A 16,176-nucleotide genomic window follows, 5' to 3' on the forward strand; every position below is an offset into this window, starting at 1 on the left:
ATTCCGACTTCTGTGCCAATTGCCGCATCCTTGACGTATTGCTGGTGGTCGGAGAGTCGGAAAGAGGCTTCAAGGATGAGTTCTGCACCGGTGTCCGCGCATGGCTTCGTAGGCGTACGGGGACGTGGCTACCGTCCGGAGCAGGTGGACCGTGCGGTGGCGGGGCTGTCGGCGGAGCGGGACGCGGCGCTGGACGAGGTGTCCCGGCTGACGGCGCTGGTGGAGGAGCTGTCGGCGGAGTCGGTCCGGCTGAGCGAGGTCGTCGCCGGGCTCGCCCCGCAGAACTATGAATCGCTGGGCGAGCGTGCCCAGCAGATCCTGGCCCTCGCCGGGAGCGAGGCGGAGTCCGTGCGGGGCGCCGCCCAGGAGGAGGCGCAGGCGCTGGGGGACGCGGCGGACGAGGCGGGCCGGGAGCTCCGGGCCTCGGCGCGGGCGGACGCCGAGGCCGTGCGGGCGGCGGCCGTGAAGCACGCCGACGAGACGCTGGCCACGGCGAGGGGCGCTGCCGACGAGGCCGTTGCCGAGGCCCGTGAGGAGGCCGCGGAGGTCCGGGAGCGGGCGCAGGCCATGATGACGGAGACGGGCCGCCGCACCGAGAGCGTCCTGGCGCACCAGGAGCAGGAGCACTCCGAGCGGTGGCAGGCGGCCGAGCTCGAAGTGGCCGGGGCCGAGGCCGCGCAGGCGGCGCACCACGACGAGCTGACCGAGCAGGCGGAGGCCCGCCTGGCCGAGGCGCGACGGGCGCTCGCGGAGACGGAGGAGGCCGCCCGGCACGGCCAGGAGGACGCCGAGGCGCGGGCGGCGGAGCTGATCGCGGCGGCCAGGGTCAGTGAGGAGCGGGTGGTCCGGGAGACGGAGCGGATCGTGCGGGAGCACGAGGAGGGCCGCGACGAGGTGCAGGCGCACATGGCGCACGTACGGAATTCGCTCGCGGCGCTCACCGGGCGGGTGGCACCGGCGGAGGACTGAACCGGCCGCCTCCGGAGCGCGGTCCGGGCTGCTTCGGGACCGCTTCCGGAGCGTGGTCCGGACTGTCTCCGGGACGGCCGGAACGGCTGGGACGGTCGCGTGGTCACGATTCGTACGTGGGCCCGAGGAACCGTCGTGCGTGCGTTCGGGCTGGGCTAATCTGGCGCCATGCACGGGGGAGCTGAAGAAGTGTCACGTTTACAGGGCAGCGGAGCCACGCCTACGGAGCCGGACGACCCCCGGCGGATCGGCGCTTTCCGGCTGCTCGGCATCCTCGGTACCGGCGGCATGGGCCGGGTCTATCTCGGTACCTCGGCGGGGCGGTACGCGGCGGTCAAGCAGGTGCTGCCGGTGCTGGCCGCGGACAAGGACTTCCTGTCCCACTTCGGGCACGAGCTCGACAATCTCGCCAAGCTGCCGTCCGGCGTCAGCGCGCGGTTGCTGGCCAGTGACCGTACGGCGCAGCCTCCGTGGTTCGCCACGGAGTACATCCCCGGCGTCACCCTGAGTGACGCGCTGCGGCTGAACGAGGGCCCGTTGCCCCCGGACAGTCTGTGGCGGCTGCTCCGGGACGGGGCGAGCGGTCTGCGTGCGGTGCACGCGGCCGACATGGTGCACCGCGACCTCAAGCCGTCCAACGTCATGCTGACGCTCGACGGTGTGACCCTGATCGACTTCGGGGTGGCCCGGGCGGCGGACCAGTCCAGGGTGACCAGGACCGGGATGGTCATCGGGACGCCCGCCTACATGGCCCCCGAGCAGGCGATGGCCGAGCGGGATCTGACCGGTGCGGCGGATGTGTTCGCGCTGGCCGGACTGCTGCTCTTCGCGGCGAACTGCCGCCCGCCGTTCGGTGACGGGTCGGGGCCGGGCCTCTTCTACCGCATCGTTCACACCGAGCCCGACCTCGGGCGGCTGCCGGACGTCGATCCGGCCCTGGCCGCCGTGGTCGAGTCCTGTCTCGCCAAGGACGCCGCGGACCGGCCGACGGCCGCCGAGCTCTTCGAGATCGCCGCCGCCCGGGTGCCCGCCGCGGTCTCCGCGCTGTGGCCGCCGGCCGTCACGGACCGGATCACCGAGCGGGCGGCGTTCGCGGCGAGCCCGCCGCCGCCCGAGGAGCCCGAGCCGGAGCTGCCCCAGGCGCCCGCCCCTGCCGCGGTGCCCTCCCTGCCTGACGTCCGGACGACCGGCGCCGTCCCCGAGAAGCCGCGCAGCCGCCGCTCCCGGGTGCTGCTCATCGCGCTCCCCGTCGTGGTGGTGACGGGCACGACTCTGACCCTGGCGCTCGGGCCGTACCAGATCGGCGGTCCGGGCGGTACGGACTCCGGCGCCGCGGCGCCTTCGGTCACCGTCGGGCCGTCCGGACCCGGGGCGGACGGCGGTTCGGCGGACCCCACGAAGTCGCCCTCCCGCTCGTCGAGTTCCAAGCCGGGATCCTCCGACAAGCCGAAGGACGGGAAGGACGGGAAGGACGCAGGGGGTGGGAAGGGCGGGGCCGACGGCGCCGGCGGCTCCGGTTCGGGAGGTTCGGACGGTTCGGGAGGTTCGGGCGGGTCCGGCCCCTCGGGCGGCTCCGGTTCAGGTGGTTCGAAGCCCACGAGCGGTTCCGGTTCCGGTTCCGGTTCCGGCTCCGGCGGATCCGGTGGTTCCAGCGGCTCGGGCGGCGGGCAGGTCCCGGCGCCCTCGGGGCAGTACTACCTCAAGAACGCGTCCAACAAGCGGTGCCTGGGCGAGTCGGCATCGCCGTACGGCGGCTCCATGCTCATGAACTCGGTGTGCGGCGAGCCGGCGCACAACGGGGCCACGCTCTACTACAAGTGGACGTACAAACCCACCTCCGGCGGCAAGTTCAAGCTCGTCGGCCAGGGCACCGGCAACTGCCTCAGGCTGAACGGTCCCGCGGGGCTGTCGGCCGAGGCCTGCAACTCCTCCGACTCCCAGGTCTGGCGGATCGGGACCAAGACGTCGGGCGGTCACACCCTGGTGAACGTCGCCGAGGGCGTCTGCCTCCAGGTCTTCAGCACCATCGGCTTCCGGTCGGTGGCGTGCGACCCCTCGGATCCGGCGCAACTGTGGCGTAACTCCTGACCGGCGCACTGGGGTTGGGCTCCTGCACACCCCGGTGACCGCGCCGAACCGATCCGACTGCGCGGGCTTCTCCGCAGCCGCACGGAACCGCCCGAGGAGCTCCTGGGCGGGCGCGCTGTCCGCGTCGAAGCTGTGGAGAGCCGAGAGCCGAGAGCCGAGAGCCGAGAGCCGAGATCCGAGAGCCGAGAGCCGAGAGCCGAGATCCGAGAGCCGGGTTTCGAGCTTCGGGAAGGCCCTGTTCACTCCTTCGTGGGTACGGGGAGGGGCTCGGGGCCGGGTCTTGAGCTTCGGGATTCGGGGGCCGGGATCCGGGCGTCGGGATTCGAGCGGTGTCTTACAACCGGTAGGAAAAAGAAGGGGGTTGGGAAAACCTCCCCACCCTCCCCGGACCCGTCACGGCCAGCAAGTATGACTAGTTGTGACCGACTTGCGGCGCGGAGTAGTGACTGCTTACGGTGCCAAATGCAACGACCCCGACGCGGTGTAACCAGCACCGGCCGGGGTCTGACCCCAAGATCGAACACCAATGAAAGCGATCCCGTGGCTGTTTCAGACCTTAGCTCCGCCCCGTGCGCGTCCGCATCCTCGCGCGCCCATCCGAAGGCCAAGCCCGGTTACGGAAAGCGTTCCGTCCCGGCGCAACACCCTTCCCGCGAAGGCGACTTCGCGTTACTTCCCGAGCGTGAGCGGCATATCGCCGGTTACGTCGACGCGCTGCCCGAAGGTGCGGCGATGGACATCAAATCGCTGGCCAGGAGCCAGCCGTTGTACGGGCAGATGGCCGTCGGCAGCGCGTTACGGGCCCTTGGCGTGGCCGGTCATCTGCGGCATGTGCGGTGCCTGAGCGGCGAGAACGGCGGCCAGGTCCGTTGGGTCACCCGCACCTTCTGGTCCCGCACCGCCCGCGACAACGAGTGGTGGAATGCCTTCCTGACCGCCGAGGAGTGCCACCCCGCACCGCAGGAGGTCGCAGAAGCCGCAGCGACCACCGCGCCCGAGGTGGACGCCTCGTCCGAGGCACCCGCATCCGTGCCCGTACCGGCGCAGCCGCTCGTAACGACAGTGCCGCAGCAACGCACCGCAGAGCCGGTGCCGGTGCCGGTGCCGAATCCGGTGTCGGTGTCGGTGTCGCAGGCGACTGCGGGCCGTCCCTCCCCCGCCTTCCTGGCCCTGGCCCATCTCGGCCGTGCCGATTCCCGCCTGGCCCTCTCGGCGGCGGACTGTGCGGCACTGGAACAGGCGGCCGCCGAGTGGTTCGCGCGTGGCGTGGACGCCGACTACCTGACGCGCGCCCTCACCGCCGGGCTCCCCGCGTCCGTCGACTCGCCCTTCGGCTTCGTCCGTCGGCGCCTCCGCGACAAGCTCCCGCCCCGCCTGCCCGCCGCAACCCCGGCCGCGCCGGGAACTCCCGTACGCCGTCTGATGGTCGAGTGCACCGAATGCGGCGCCCCGGGCAGGCCCGAAGCGTTCCGCGACGGCCTCTGCCGCCCCTGCCGCGAACCCGACCCGGCCTGAGCGGCTGCTGCGGCACCTCCTACCAAGCGGCGGAACGTGTCGAACACCCATCAAAGTGTCACGTTCGCAACGCAGGCAGGGGTGCCCGGCGAGCGCACCGCCGAGGTGGCGCCTGCCTCCGCCGACCCGTGGGCGGCCCCGCTGTCATGGACGCACAGCTGGCGCGGCTGATCGAGTTCGCCGAGCTGCCGAGCACCGTGCTCCAGGTCGCTCCGTTCGACATGGCGGAGCTCCGTCCCTTCGACTTCCCGCTGTACATAATGACGCTGCCGGACCGCCAGTTCATGTCCTATGCCGAGTCCTCCCACCTGGGGCACTCTCAACCGGGAAAGCGCTTCGGTTGTCCCCTTGTTGACGGCCTGCCATCAGCTGCAGGCCGGGGCTCTGTTCCAGGCGGCCTCCGTGGCCATGATCAGCCAGTTACGAGAGGGTTCCTCGTGACGACCGAATCCCCCCGCTGGTTCAAGTTCTCCTACAGCGACAACGGCGGTGCCTGCGTCGAGGTCGCAGCCAATCTCGTCGGCTCGCTCGGCGTCGTCCCCGTCCGTGACTCGAAGAGCCCGAGCGGCCCCGTGCTGAATACCTCCCCCACCGCATTCGCTACGTTCGTGGCAGGTGTCACGGACGGAGAGTTCGGCGCGGCTTGACCGCAACCCGCTGCGGCGACGACAGCCCCGCACAATGACGACAGCCCCGCACCCTCGATCCGGAGTGTGCGGGGCTGTCGTCGTGCTGCCTGCCGACAGGGCGCCGTGGAGCGTGCGAGGGTCGGCTCAACGGCGTGTCGGTGGGGCACCCGCCAGGATCCGGGGCTCCTCGCTCTGGTACAGCCGGCGTGCCGCGGGGGCCGTGTGGCGGGGGAGGACCGTACCCAGCCAGCCCGCGAGGAATCCGGCCGGGATGGAGACGAGCCCGGTGGTGGTGTACGGGAACCAGTTGAAGTCGTGGTCGGGGAAGACCGAGGTGGGGGAACCGGAGACCAGGTTGGTGCCGGTGATCAGCACCAGTGTCGTGAGGGTGCCGACGATGAGGGTGCAGAGCAGTCCGGTGCGGGTGAAGCGCCGCCAGAACATGGTGAAGAGGAGCGCCGGGGCGAGCGCGGACGCGCCGACGCAGAACGAGAGCGTCGCCAGCGCCTGCACGTTCCAGTGCCTGGCCACGACCGCGAGCGTGGTGGCGAGCAGTCCGACGACGATCGCCGAGGCCTGTGCCGTACGCATCTCGGACAGTCCGGCCAGCGGCTTCCGGTCGGGGTCGCGCACCCCGTGCAGGCCGTGCGCGAACAGGTCGTGGGCGAGGGAGTTGGCGCAGGACAGGATCATTCCGGCGACCGAGGCGAGCAGGGTCAGGAAGATCGCCGTCGTCATCGTCGTGATGACCAGGGCGCCCAGCCGCGCGCCGTTCGCGACCTCTCCGCTGATCTGGAGGATCGCACTGTTCCCGGACGCTCCGGCGGCGGTGATCTGGTCGTGGCCGACGAGTGCGCCCGCGCCGAAGCCGATCACGACGAGCAGCAGGCAGATCGCGGCGACCACGGATATCGCCCAGGACATCGAGCGCCGGACGGCCTGTGTGGACCGGGCGCTCGACATGCGCATGGTGACGTGCGGCAGGCAGGCGGCACCGAGCACCACGGTCAGTTCGGAGCTGACCATGTCGAGCCCGCTGCCCCCGAACTGGAGCCCCGAGCGCAGATAGTCGGCGCCCGCGCCGCTGCTCTGCCGGGCGGCCGAGAGCAGCGAGTCGGTGTTCCAGTCGAACCGGTTCATGATCATTACGGCGATGGTGAACGCGGCCACGAACAGGACCACGGTCTTCACGATCTGGATCAGCGAGGTGCCCTTCATGCCGCCGATCGCCGCGTAGCCGATCATCAGCGTGCCGAGCCCGATGATGGCGCCGGTGCGGAACCCGGAGGTGTCGAACCCCAGGATGAAGGCGAGCAGATCGCCGCTGCTGGCGAGCTGGACGACCATCATCGGGACGAGCGCGGCGAGGGTGGCCGCGCAGGCGGTGATGCGGACCGCGCGGCCGGGGGCGCGGCGTACGAGCACGTCGCCCATGGTGAACCCGCCCGCGTTGCGTAGCGGTTCGGCGAGCAGGAACATCAGCAGGACGAGCGAGAGGGTGATGCTCAGGGCGAGGATCATCCCGTCGTAGCCGGTGAGGGCGATGATGCCGGTGGTGCCGAGCACCGTGGCCGCGGAGAGGTAGTCGCCCGCGAGGGCGAAGCCGCTCTGCATGGGTGAGAGCGAGCGGGAGCCGGTGTAGAACTCGTCGACGTCGTCGCGGTCCGGGCCGGTCATCACGCAGAGCAGCAGCGCCACGGTGCCCACGGCGAGGAAGGCCACCAGGGACATCGACTGCGCGGAGTTGTCGAATCCGTTCACCGGGCCGCTCCCGCTCTTCGGATCCGGGCGGCGAGCGGGTCGACCGTGCGCCGCGCGGTCCGCTCGTACACGGCGATCGCGACCAGGATCACGGGGAGCTGGCAGAGCCCCAGCAACAGGCCGATGTTGAGACCGCCGAACAGCTGGGTGTCCAGCAGTTCCTTGGCGAATCCGGAGAGCAGCAGGAAGACCACGAAGTAGCCGAGCGCGGTCAGGGCCGCGATGCGCCGCAGCAGCCGGTACGAGGTGCGCAGCCGGCGCAGGTCGCTGTGGCGGCCGGGTGCGGGTGCGGGTGCGGGGGCGCCGGAGGCTCCGGGCGTGCCGGGGGCCGCTCCGGTCCCGGAGCTCTGCCAGGGCAGCAGGTGGCCGGGGTGGTCCGGGGGCGGCGGCCGATGCTGCGGGGACGGCTTCGGCAGCTGTCCGGGCCAGGAGGAGTGGGGGGTTGGGGGCGGGGTTCCGTGCGACATCGGGTGCTGCTCCTTGCGTGGCTCGGGTCCTGGGGCGGGCGGCAAGGCAGGAGTGCGGGTGCGTGCGGATGCGCGAACATTACTTGTGGGTATGGCAGTTGGGGAATGGGTGGCCTGAATTACCCACGGTAATGGCTCAGTTGCGTGAGGCCGGGTGAACCGGAGGTGGCGGCCTGTGTGAACGGGGCCTTCCGGTGCGGCCCCCGCCACACCTTTGGTCCGAGCCCCTGACACGGGTCTCCACCCTGGGGCCGAGACCCTTAGGGGGAGCTCCTCGGTTCTCGCCAGGGGCGGTTCCTCCCGGCGGAGGACGTGACGGCGGGGGCGCGTTCCTTACCGTGTTCCTACACCGCGAAAAGCGGCCGAATCCCACCGTCGAAGCGGGCGGACACCGGGGGGAGGGGTGGGGAAAACCCCACCCGGGAACTGCGCTGGGCACCAGTGCGCCGGACCCGCTCCCGACACCAGACTCTGCATGTGCGCCGACACATCGCACATGATGACCGACATAGGAGATAAACCGTGACAACGGCTGTGACCATTCCCAGGCACGGGGGTACTGGAGGGCGTACGGCCGTGGCTGCGCGAGCGCGGCAGGTCGTCAAGGCGTACGGGGCCGGGGAGACCCGGGTCGTCGCGCTCGACCATGTCGACGTGGATATCGCCCGCGGGCAGTTCACGGCGATCATGGGCCCGTCCGGCTCCGGCAAGTCGACCCTGATGCACTGCCTGGCCGGCCTGGACACCGTGTCGTCCGGGCAGATCTTCCTCGACGAGACCGAGATCACCGGGCTCAAGGACAAGAAGCTCACCCAGCTCCGCCGGGACCGGATCGGCTTCATCTTCCAGGCGTTCAACCTGCTCCCCACGCTCAACGCGCTGGAGAACATCACGCTGCCGATGGACATCGCGGGCCGCAGGCCCGACGCCGCCTGGCTGCGGCAGGTCGTGGAGACCGTCGGTCTCGCCGAGCGGCTGAAGCACCGGCCCACCGAGCTCTCCGGCGGCCAGCAGCAGCGCGTCGCCGTGGCCCGGGCGCTCGCCGCCCGGCCGGAGATCATCTTCGGCGACGAGCCCACCGGGAACCTGGACTCGCGGGCCGGCGCCGAGGTGCTGAGCTTCCTGCGCAGGTCGGTCGACGAGCTGGGCCAGACCATCGTCATGGTCACCCACGACCCGGTCGCCGCCTCCTACGCGGACCGCGTGCTGTACCTCGCCGACGGGCGCATCGTCGACGAGATGCACAACCCCACGGCCGACCAGGTCCTCGACCGGATGAAGGACTTCGACTCGCGCGGGCGGACGTCATGACCGTCTGGAAGACATCGCGGCGGAACTTCCTCGCCCACAAGGGACGCATGGCGCTCTCCGCCGTCGCGGTCCTGCTGTCGGTGGCGTTCGTGTGCGGCACGCTCGTCTTCACCGACACCATGAACACCACGTTCGACAAGCTCTTCGCCGCGACCGCGGCCGATGTCACGGTCGTCCCGAAGGCGCCCGAGAAGGACGACCGGCTCCCGGGCAACGGCAAGCCCGTCACGGTCCCCGCGTCCGCCGTCGGGAAGGCCGCGAAGGCCACCGGCGCGAAGGCGGCCGAGGGCGCGGTCTCCAGCATGTCCGTCACCGTCGTCGACAGCCACGACAAGAACATGGGCTCGACCTCGGGCGCCCCGACGATCGCGGGCAACTGGACGAAGAACGACCTCCGTTCGATGGAGATCTCCTCCGGCCACGCACCGCGCGGCCCGACCGAGGTGATGGTCGACGCCGACACCGCCGAGAAGCACCACCTGAAGCTCGGCGACGAACTGCGCACCATCACCGCCAACGGCGACATCAGGGCCGCGATCAGCGGCATCGCCACCTTCAGGGTCACCAACCCCGGTGCCGCGGTCGTCTACTTCGACACCGTCACCGCCCAGACGAAGCTGCTCGGCGCGCCCGACGTCTTCAGCCTGATCTCCGTCACCGCCGAAGCGGGCGTGTCCGACGAGCAGTTGAAGAAGAACGTCGCCACGGCGCTCGGCGACACCTCCGTGTACAAGCTCCAGACGCAGGAGCAGGCGGCGGCGGCCAACAAGGACTCGATGGGCTCCTTCCTCGACGTCATGAAGTACGCGATGCTCGGCTTCGCCGGGATCGCCCTCCTCGTCGGCATCTTCCTGATCGTCAACACCTTCTCGATGCTGGTCGCCCAGCGCACCCGCGAGATCGGCCTGATGCGGGCCATCGGCTCCAGCCGCAAGCAGGTCAACCGGTCGGTGCTGATCGAGGCACTGTTCCTCGGCGTCGTCGGCTCGCTCCTGGGCGTCGGCGCGGGCGTCGGCCTCGCCGTCGGCCTGATGAAGCTCATGGGCGCCATGGGCATGGAGCTCTCCACCGAGGACCTCACCGTCGCCTGGACCACCCCCGTGGTCGGCCTCGTGCTCGGCATCGTCGTCACCGTCGTCGCCGCGTACTTCCCGGCCCGCCGGGCCGGCAAGGTCTCCCCGATGGCCGCCCTGCGCGAGGCCGGAACCCCGGCGGACGGCCGCGCGGGCCGGGTCCGGGCCGCGATCGGCCTGGTCCTCACGCTGGCCGGCGGCGCCGCGCTGCTCGCCGCGACGAGGGCCGACAAGGCGAGCGAGGGTTCGCTCATGCTCGGTGCGGGGGTGTTCCTCACCCTGATCGGATTCATCGTGATCGGCCCGCTGCTGGCCGGCCTCGTGGTCCGGGTGCTGAGCGCGGTCATGCTGCGGATGTTCGGCCCCGTGGGACGGCTCGCCGAGCGCAACGCCCTGCGCAACCCGCGCCGCACCGGAGCCACCGGCGCCGCCCTGATGGTCGGCCTCGCCCTGGTCGCCTGCCTCTCGGTCGTCGGCTCCTCCATGGTCGCCTCGGCCACCGAGGAACTCGACAAGTCGGTGGGCGCCGACTTCATCGTCCAGCCGGCCGGCGGCGACGGCGCACTCATCGTCGACCAGGCCGCGAAGGCCCTGAAGACCGTGCCGGACATCGAGCACCTCACCGAGTACAAGGTCGTGGGCGCCCGCCTGACCGCCCCCGACGGCACCACCGAGAGCGAGGGCCTGGTCGCCGCCGACCCCTCGTACAAGGACGACGTCCGCCGCGAGACGGTCTCCGGCGAGCTGGCCGCCGCGTACGGCAAGGACGCCATGTCGGTCGGCGAGACGTACGCCACCAAGCACCGCGTCAAGGTCGGCGACCGGATGACCGTCGCCTTCGAGGGCGGCGAGACCGCGAAGCTGAAGGTCGCCGCGATCACCTCGGACGACGTGAACATCGACAAGGGCGCGATGTACGTCAACATCACGACCGCCGCGCGGTACGTCCCAGCCGACACCCTGCCGCAGAACATGATCATGTTCGCGAAGGCCGCGGACGGCAAGGAGAAGGAGGCGTACGCCGCCCTCAAGAGCGCCCTGGCCAAGTACCCGCAGTACGAGGTCAAGAACCAGGCCGACTTCAAGGAGCAGCTCCAGGACCAGATCGGCCAGCTCCTGAACATCGTCTACGGCCTGCTGGCACTCGCGATCATCGTCGCCGTCCTCGGCGTGGTGAACACCCTGGCCCTGTCGGTGGTCGAGCGGACCCGCGAGATCGGCCTGATGCGCGCCATCGGCCTCTCCCGCCGCCAGCTGCGCCGGATGATCCGCCTGGAGTCCGTGGTCATCGCGGTCTTCGGAGCCCTGCTCGGCCTCGGCCTGGGCATGGGCTGGGGCACCGCGGCCCAGAAGCTGCTGGCCCTGGAGGGCCTCGGCGTCCTGGAGATCCCGTGGCCGACGATCCTCACGGTCTTCGTCGCCTCGGCCTTCGTCGGCCTGTTCGCCGCACTGGTCCCGGCGTTCCGGGCGGGCCGGATGAACGTCCTGAACGCGATCGCCACGGATTAGCGCGGGCGACGGCCGACGTAGGATGACCCGATCCGGCCCCGGGGTGTTCCTCCAAACACCCCGGGGCCGGATTCGTGCGTCCGGGACCGGGTGTCCGCCGCACGCCCGGGGCCGGATCCGCGCGTCCGGGACGTCACCCCGAACACCCCGCCGGGCGCGGATTGCGGGCGCGGCTGTCACAGCGGAGTCGTACGCTGGGAGCCCCCCGGTACGTGCGACGTGTCGGGCGCTTCGCGTTGCCCTGCGCGTTGCTCTTCGTGTCGCCCTGGCAGCAGCCGGCTGCCGGACCTCGCCCTAGTTACCCGGACGGAAGCCCTTCATGAGCCTGCACGGTCTGCTGGATGTCGTCGTACGTGACCCGGCACTCTCCGAAGCGGTGAAGGCCGCCGGCGACGGCCACCGGATGCACGTCGACCTCGTCGGCCCGCCCGCCTCCCGCCCCTTCGCCGTCGCCGCGCTGGCCCGCGAGACCGGGCGGACCGTGCTCGCCGTCACCGCGACCGGCCGGGAGGCCGAGGACCTGGCGGCCGCGCTGCGCACCCTGCTGCCGCCGGACACGATCGCCGAGTTCCCGTCCTGGGAGACCCTGCCGCACGAGCGGCTCTCGCCCCGCTCGGACACCGTGGGCCGCCGCCTCGCCGTGCTGCGCCGCCTGGCGCACCCGAGGGCGGACGACCCGGAGACCGGCCCGGTCTCCGTCGTCGTCGCGCCGATCCGCTCCGTGCTCCAGCCGCAGGTCAAGGGGCTCGGCGACCTGGAACCCGTAGCGCTGCGCATCGGGCAGAGCGCCGACCTCGGCAAGACGGTCGAGGCGCTGGCGGCCGCCGCGTACTCCCGGGTCGAACTGGTCGAGAAGCGCGGCGAGTTCGCCGTACGCGGCGGCATCCTGGACGTCTTTCCGCCGACCGAGGAGCACCCCCTTCGGGTGGAATTCTGGGGCGACGACGTCGAGGAGATCCGCTACTTCAAGATCGCCGACCAGCGGTCCCTGGAGATCGCCGAGCACGGTCTGTGGGCGCCGCCCTGCCGCGAGCTGCTGCTCACCGACGAGGTGCGGGAGCGGGCCGCCGCGCTCGCCGAGGCCCACCCCGAGCTGGGCGAACTCCTCAACAAGATCGCCGAGGGGATCGCGGTGGAGGGCATGGAGTCCCTCGCCCCGGTCCTGGTCGACGACATGGAGCTGCTGCTCGACGTGCTGCCGAAGGGCTCGATGGCGCTGGTCTGCGACCCGGAGCGGGTCCGCACCAGGGCCGCCGACCTGGTCGCCACCAGCCAGGAGTTCCTCCAGGCGTCCTGGGCGGCCACCGCGGGTGGGGGCGAGGCCCCGATCGACGTGGGCGCGGCCTCGCTGTGGGGCATCGCGGACGTCCGGGACCGGGCCCGCGAGCTGGGGATGATGTGGTGGTCGGTCTCCCCGTTCGCCGCCGACGACGAGCTCGACGAGGACACCCTCAAGTTCACGATGCACGCCCCGGAGTCGTACCGCGGCGACACCGCCCGCGCGTTCGCCGACACCAAGGGATGGATCGCCGACGGCTGGCGCACGGTGTACGTCACCGAGGGCCAGGGCCTCGCCTCCCGCACCGTCGAGGTGCTGAGCGGCGAGGGCATCGCCGCCCGCCTCGACCCGGACCTGGCGGAGATCTCCCCCTCGCTGGTCCACGTCTCCTGCGGCGCGATCGACCAGGGCTTCGTCGACCCGGCGCTCAAGCTCGCCGTCCTCACCGAGACGGACCTCACCGGCCAGCGCACCGCCACCAAGGACCTGGGCCGGATGCCGGCCCGCCGCCGCAAGACGATCGACCCGCTGACGCTGGAGACCGGCGACTACATCGTCCACGAGCAGCACGGGGTGGGCCGCTACATCGAGATGGTGCAGCGCACCGTGCAGGGCGCCACCCGCGAGTACCTCCTCGTCGAGTACGCCCCCGCCAAGCGCGGCCAGCCCGGCGACCGCCTCTACATCCCGACCGACCAGCTGGAACAGGTCACCAAGTACGTCGGCGGCGAGGCGCCCACCCTGCACCGGCTCGGTGGCGCCGACTGGACGAAGACCAAGGCGCGCGCCAAGAAGGCCGTCAAGGAGATCGCCGCCGACCTGATCAAGCTCTACTCGGCCCGGATGGCGGCCCCCGGCCATGTCTTCGGTCCCGACACCCCCTGGCAGCGCGAGCTGGAGGACGCCTTCCCGTACGCGGAGACACCCGACCAGCTCTCCACCATCGCCGAGGTCAAGGAGGACATGGAGAAGTCCGTCCCGATGGACCGGCTGATCTGCGGCGACGTCGGCTACGGCAAGACGGAGATCGCGGTGCGGGCGGCGTTCAAGGCTGTCCAGGACGGCAAGCAGGTAGCCGTCCTCGTACCCACGACCCTCCTGGTCCAGCAGCACTACGGCACCTTCACCGAGCGCTACTCCCAGTTCCCGGTCAACGTACGGGCGCTCAGCCGCTTCCAGTCCGAGTCCGAGTCCAAGGCGACCCTCGAAGGGCTCCACGAGGGCTCCGTCGACCTGGTCATCGGCACCCACCGCCTCTTCTCCTCCGAGACCAGGTTCAAGGACCTGGGCCTGGTCATCGTCGACGAGGAGCAGCGCTTCGGCGTCGAGCACAAGGAGCAGCTGAAGAAGCTCCGCGCCAACGTGGACGTCCTCACCATGTCCGCGACGCCGATCCCCCGTACGCTCGAGATGGCCGTGACCGGCATCCGTGAGATGTCGACGATCACCACGCCGCCCGAGGAGCGCCACCCGGTCCTCACCTTCGTCGGCCCCTACGAGGAGAAGCAGATCGGCGCGGCCATCCGCCGCGAACTGCTCCGCGAGGGCCAGGCGTTCTACATCCACAACCGGGTCGAGTCGATCGACCGCGCCGCCGCCCGCCTGCGCGAGATCGTCCCGGAGGCCCGGATCGCGACGGCCCACGGCCAGATGTCCGAACACGCCCTGGAACAGGTGGTGGTGGACTTCTGGGAGAAGAAGTTCGACGTCCTGGTCTCCACCACGATCGTCGAGTCCGGCATCGACATCTCCAACGCCAACACCCTGATCGTGGAGCGCGGCGACAACTTCGGCCTCTCCCAGCTCCACCAGCTGCGCGGCCGTGTCGGCCGTGGCCGCGAGCGCGGCTACGCGTACTTCCTCTACCCGCCGGAGAAGCCGCTCACCGAGACGGCCCATGAGCGCCTCGCCACGATCGCCCAGCACACCGAGATGGGCGCGGGCATGTACGTGGCGATGAAGGACCTGGAGATCCGCGGCGCCGGCAACCTCCTGGGCGGCGAACAGTCCGGCCACATCGCGGGCGTCGGCTTCGACCTGTACGTACGCATGGTGGGCGAGGCGGTCGCCGACTACCGGGCCTCCCTCGAAGGCGGCGTGGAGGAGGAGCCGCCGCTGGAGGTCAAGATCGAGCTCCCGGTCGACGCCCATGTCCCCCACGACTACGCCCCCGGCGAGCGGCTGCGCCTCCAGGCGTACCGCGCCATCGCCTCGGCCAACACGGAGGACGACATCAGGGCCGTCCGCGAGGAGCTCACCGACCGCTACGGCAAGCTCCCCGAACCGGTCGAGAACCTCCTCCTGGTCGCCGGCCTGCGCATGCTGGCCCGCGCCTGCGGCGTCGGCGAGATCGTCCTCCAGGGCCCGAACATCCGGTTCGCCCCGGTCGAGCTGCGTGAATCGCAGGAGCTGAGGCTGAAGCGCCTCTACCCGAAGACGGTCATCAAGCCCGCCGTTCACCAGATCCTGGTCCCCCGCCCCACCACGGCCAGGGTCGGCGGCAAGCCGGTCGTGGGACGTGAACTGCTGGCTTGGACGGGGGAGTTCCTCACTACGATCCTGGGGTCGTAGCTCTGGAACGTGCCGCGTACCGGCCCCGTCGGACTTCCGGCGGGGCCGATCTCTTTCTCAGTTCCGAGAATCCGGGCGAGGCCCTCAGCCGGGCACGTCCAGGCGCTGGGTGCCGACGACCGACAGGAGGCGCAGGGCCTGCTCGGACGGTGAGCCGGGGGTGGCGGTGTAGATGATGACCCGCTGGTCCCGGTCGGCGATGTCCAGGATGTCGCAGTTTACGGAGATCGGGCCGACGAGGGGGTGGTGGAAGGTCTTGCAGAGGGTGGGGCGGGCGGTCACGTCGTGGGCCGCCCAGATGCGGGCGAACTCCTCGCTGCCGGCCAGGAGTTCGCCGACCAGGCCGGTCACCTCCGGGTCGTCCGGGTAGCGGGCCGCGGCGGCACGCAGGTGCTGGGCCGAGGTCCGGGCGAACTCGTCCGCGTCCGAGACGCCGTACAGCGGCCGGCCGTTGCGGTGCGGTCCCAGGAAGGCGCGCCGGATGAGGTTGCGGTCGCGGCGCGGCAGGGCGGAGAAGTCCTCCATCAGCGCGGCGGCCAGGTCGTTCCAGGCGATCACCTCGTACGTCGCCGACAGCACGAGCGACGCGGCCTCCGGCAGCCGGCTCAGCAGGTCGACGATGCTCTGCCGCACCTCCCTCGACGGTCCGGGAAGCGGGCCGGGCGGGGTGCCGGCGAGGTGGTGGAGGTGGTCGCGCTCGGCGTCCGACAGGCGCAGGGCGCGGGCGATCTGGGCCAGTACTTCGCGGGAGGGGTGCGGGCCGCGGGCCTGCTCCAGCCGGGTGTAGTACTCGGTCGAGATGAACGCCAGCTGTGCCACCTCCTCTCGGCGCAGCCCCGGGGTGCGGCGGCGCGGCCCGGCGGGCAGCCCCACGTCGGCGGGGGTGATCCGCTCGCGCCTGCTGCGCAGGAAACCTGCCAGTTCTCGTCGATCCACCCCTCCAGTGTGCGCGGGCTCCGGTCGGCCCAGCCAGGTACTGCCGGTGCCTGGATGAGGGGCGCGGC

Annotated in this window: 10 protein-coding genes and 1 pseudogene; 8 read left to right on the forward strand and 3 right to left on the reverse strand. The window is 71.1% G+C overall.

Features of this window, described 5'->3' with window-relative positions:
* Nucleotides 1-75 precede the first annotated feature (75 nt).
* The 5 genes and pseudogenes from OHA19_RS24215 (at nt 76) to OHA19_RS24235 (ending at nt 5,219) form a co-directional block, all read left to right on the forward strand.
* Complete coding sequence (locus tag OHA19_RS24215) at nt 76-969, forward strand: cellulose-binding protein (protein ID WP_405751557.1); 894 nt, start codon at nt 76-78, stop codon at nt 967-969.
* A gap of 189 nt (nt 970-1,158) precedes the next feature.
* A complete protein-coding gene (locus tag OHA19_RS24220; protein ID WP_405751559.1) occupies nt 1,159-3,057 on the forward strand; it encodes a protein kinase domain-containing protein in 1,899 nt (632 codons plus the stop codon).
* A gap of 540 nt (nt 3,058-3,597) precedes the next feature.
* Nucleotides 3,598-4,572: a MarR family transcriptional regulator gene (locus OHA19_RS24225; RefSeq protein ID WP_405751562.1), complete on the forward strand. Its 975-nt coding sequence runs from the start codon at nt 3,598-3,600 to the stop codon at nt 4,570-4,572.
* Between the two features lie 110 nt (nt 4,573-4,682).
* Nucleotides 4,683-5,013: pseudogene (locus OHA19_RS24230) on the forward strand (Scr1 family TA system antitoxin-like transcriptional regulator); the annotation flags it as partial.
* On the forward strand, nt 5,010-5,219 hold the full coding sequence (locus OHA19_RS24235; RefSeq protein ID WP_405751565.1) for a DUF397 domain-containing protein: 210 nt from the start codon (nt 5,010-5,012) through the stop codon (nt 5,217-5,219). The pseudogene OHA19_RS24230 and the gene OHA19_RS24235, both read left to right, overlap by 4 nt.
* 126 nt (nt 5,220-5,345) lie before the next feature.
* Here OHA19_RS24235 and OHA19_RS24240 read toward each other — a convergent pair whose 3' ends face one another.
* Both OHA19_RS24240 and OHA19_RS24245 read right to left on the reverse strand, forming a co-directional pair.
* Nucleotides 5,346-6,962, reverse strand: coding sequence for a cation acetate symporter (locus OHA19_RS24240; RefSeq protein WP_405713413.1), 1,617 nt, complete (start codon nt 6,960-6,962; stop codon nt 5,346-5,348).
* Nucleotides 6,959-7,429, reverse strand: coding sequence for a DUF485 domain-containing protein (locus tag OHA19_RS24245; RefSeq protein WP_405751567.1), 471 nt, complete (start codon nt 7,427-7,429; stop codon nt 6,959-6,961). The genes OHA19_RS24240 and OHA19_RS24245 overlap by 4 nt, the downstream gene beginning before the upstream one ends.
* A 522-nt stretch (nt 7,430-7,951) precedes the next feature.
* Here OHA19_RS24245 and OHA19_RS24250 point away from each other — a divergent pair.
* The 3 genes from OHA19_RS24250 (at nt 7,952) to mfd (ending at nt 15,172) form a co-directional block, all read left to right on the forward strand.
* The gene (locus tag OHA19_RS24250) at nt 7,952-8,740 is read left to right on the forward strand and encodes an ABC transporter ATP-binding protein (protein WP_405751570.1); all 789 of its coding nucleotides are present in this window, start codon (nt 7,952-7,954) and stop codon (nt 8,738-8,740) included.
* Nucleotides 8,737-11,322 carry an ABC transporter permease gene (locus tag OHA19_RS24255; RefSeq protein WP_405751572.1) on the forward strand — a complete coding sequence of 862 codons (2,586 nt, stop codon included), beginning with the start codon at nt 8,737-8,739 and terminating at the stop codon, nt 11,320-11,322. The genes OHA19_RS24250 and OHA19_RS24255 overlap by 4 nt, the downstream gene beginning before the upstream one ends.
* 319 nt (nt 11,323-11,641) lie before the next feature.
* Entirely contained in the window at nt 11,642-15,172 is a 3,531-nt protein-coding gene (gene mfd / locus OHA19_RS24260) for a transcription-repair coupling factor (protein WP_405713406.1), read from the forward strand.
* Nucleotides 15,173-15,256: 84 nt separating this feature from the next.
* Here mfd and OHA19_RS24265 read toward each other — a convergent pair whose 3' ends face one another.
* A complete protein-coding gene (locus OHA19_RS24265) occupies nt 15,257-16,108 on the reverse strand; it encodes a helix-turn-helix transcriptional regulator (protein WP_405751575.1) in 852 nt (283 codons plus the stop codon).
* Nucleotides 16,109-16,176 lie beyond the last annotated feature (68 nt).

Origin of the sequence: Streptomyces sp. NBC_00012 (genome assembly GCF_045040875.1) — a bacterium.
In the GTDB taxonomy this organism is placed as follows: Bacteria; Actinomycetota; Actinomycetes; order Streptomycetales; family Streptomycetaceae; genus Streptomyces.

Excerpts from the sequence above, each read along its gene's own strand:
- OHA19_RS24215 (WP_405751557.1), top strand. The coding sequence starts at position 76 with ATGAGTTCTGCACCGGTGTCCGCGCATGGCTTCGTAGGCGTACGGGGA.
- OHA19_RS24245 (WP_405751567.1), bottom strand. The coding sequence starts at position 7,429 with ATGTCGCACGGAACCCCGCCCCCAACCCCCCACTCCTCCTGGCCCGGA.
- OHA19_RS24255 (WP_405751572.1), top strand. The coding sequence starts at position 8,737 with ATGACCGTCTGGAAGACATCGCGGCGGAACTTCCTCGCCCACAAGGGA.
- mfd (WP_405713406.1), top strand. The coding sequence starts at position 11,642 with ATGAGCCTGCACGGTCTGCTGGATGTCGTCGTACGTGACCCGGCACTC.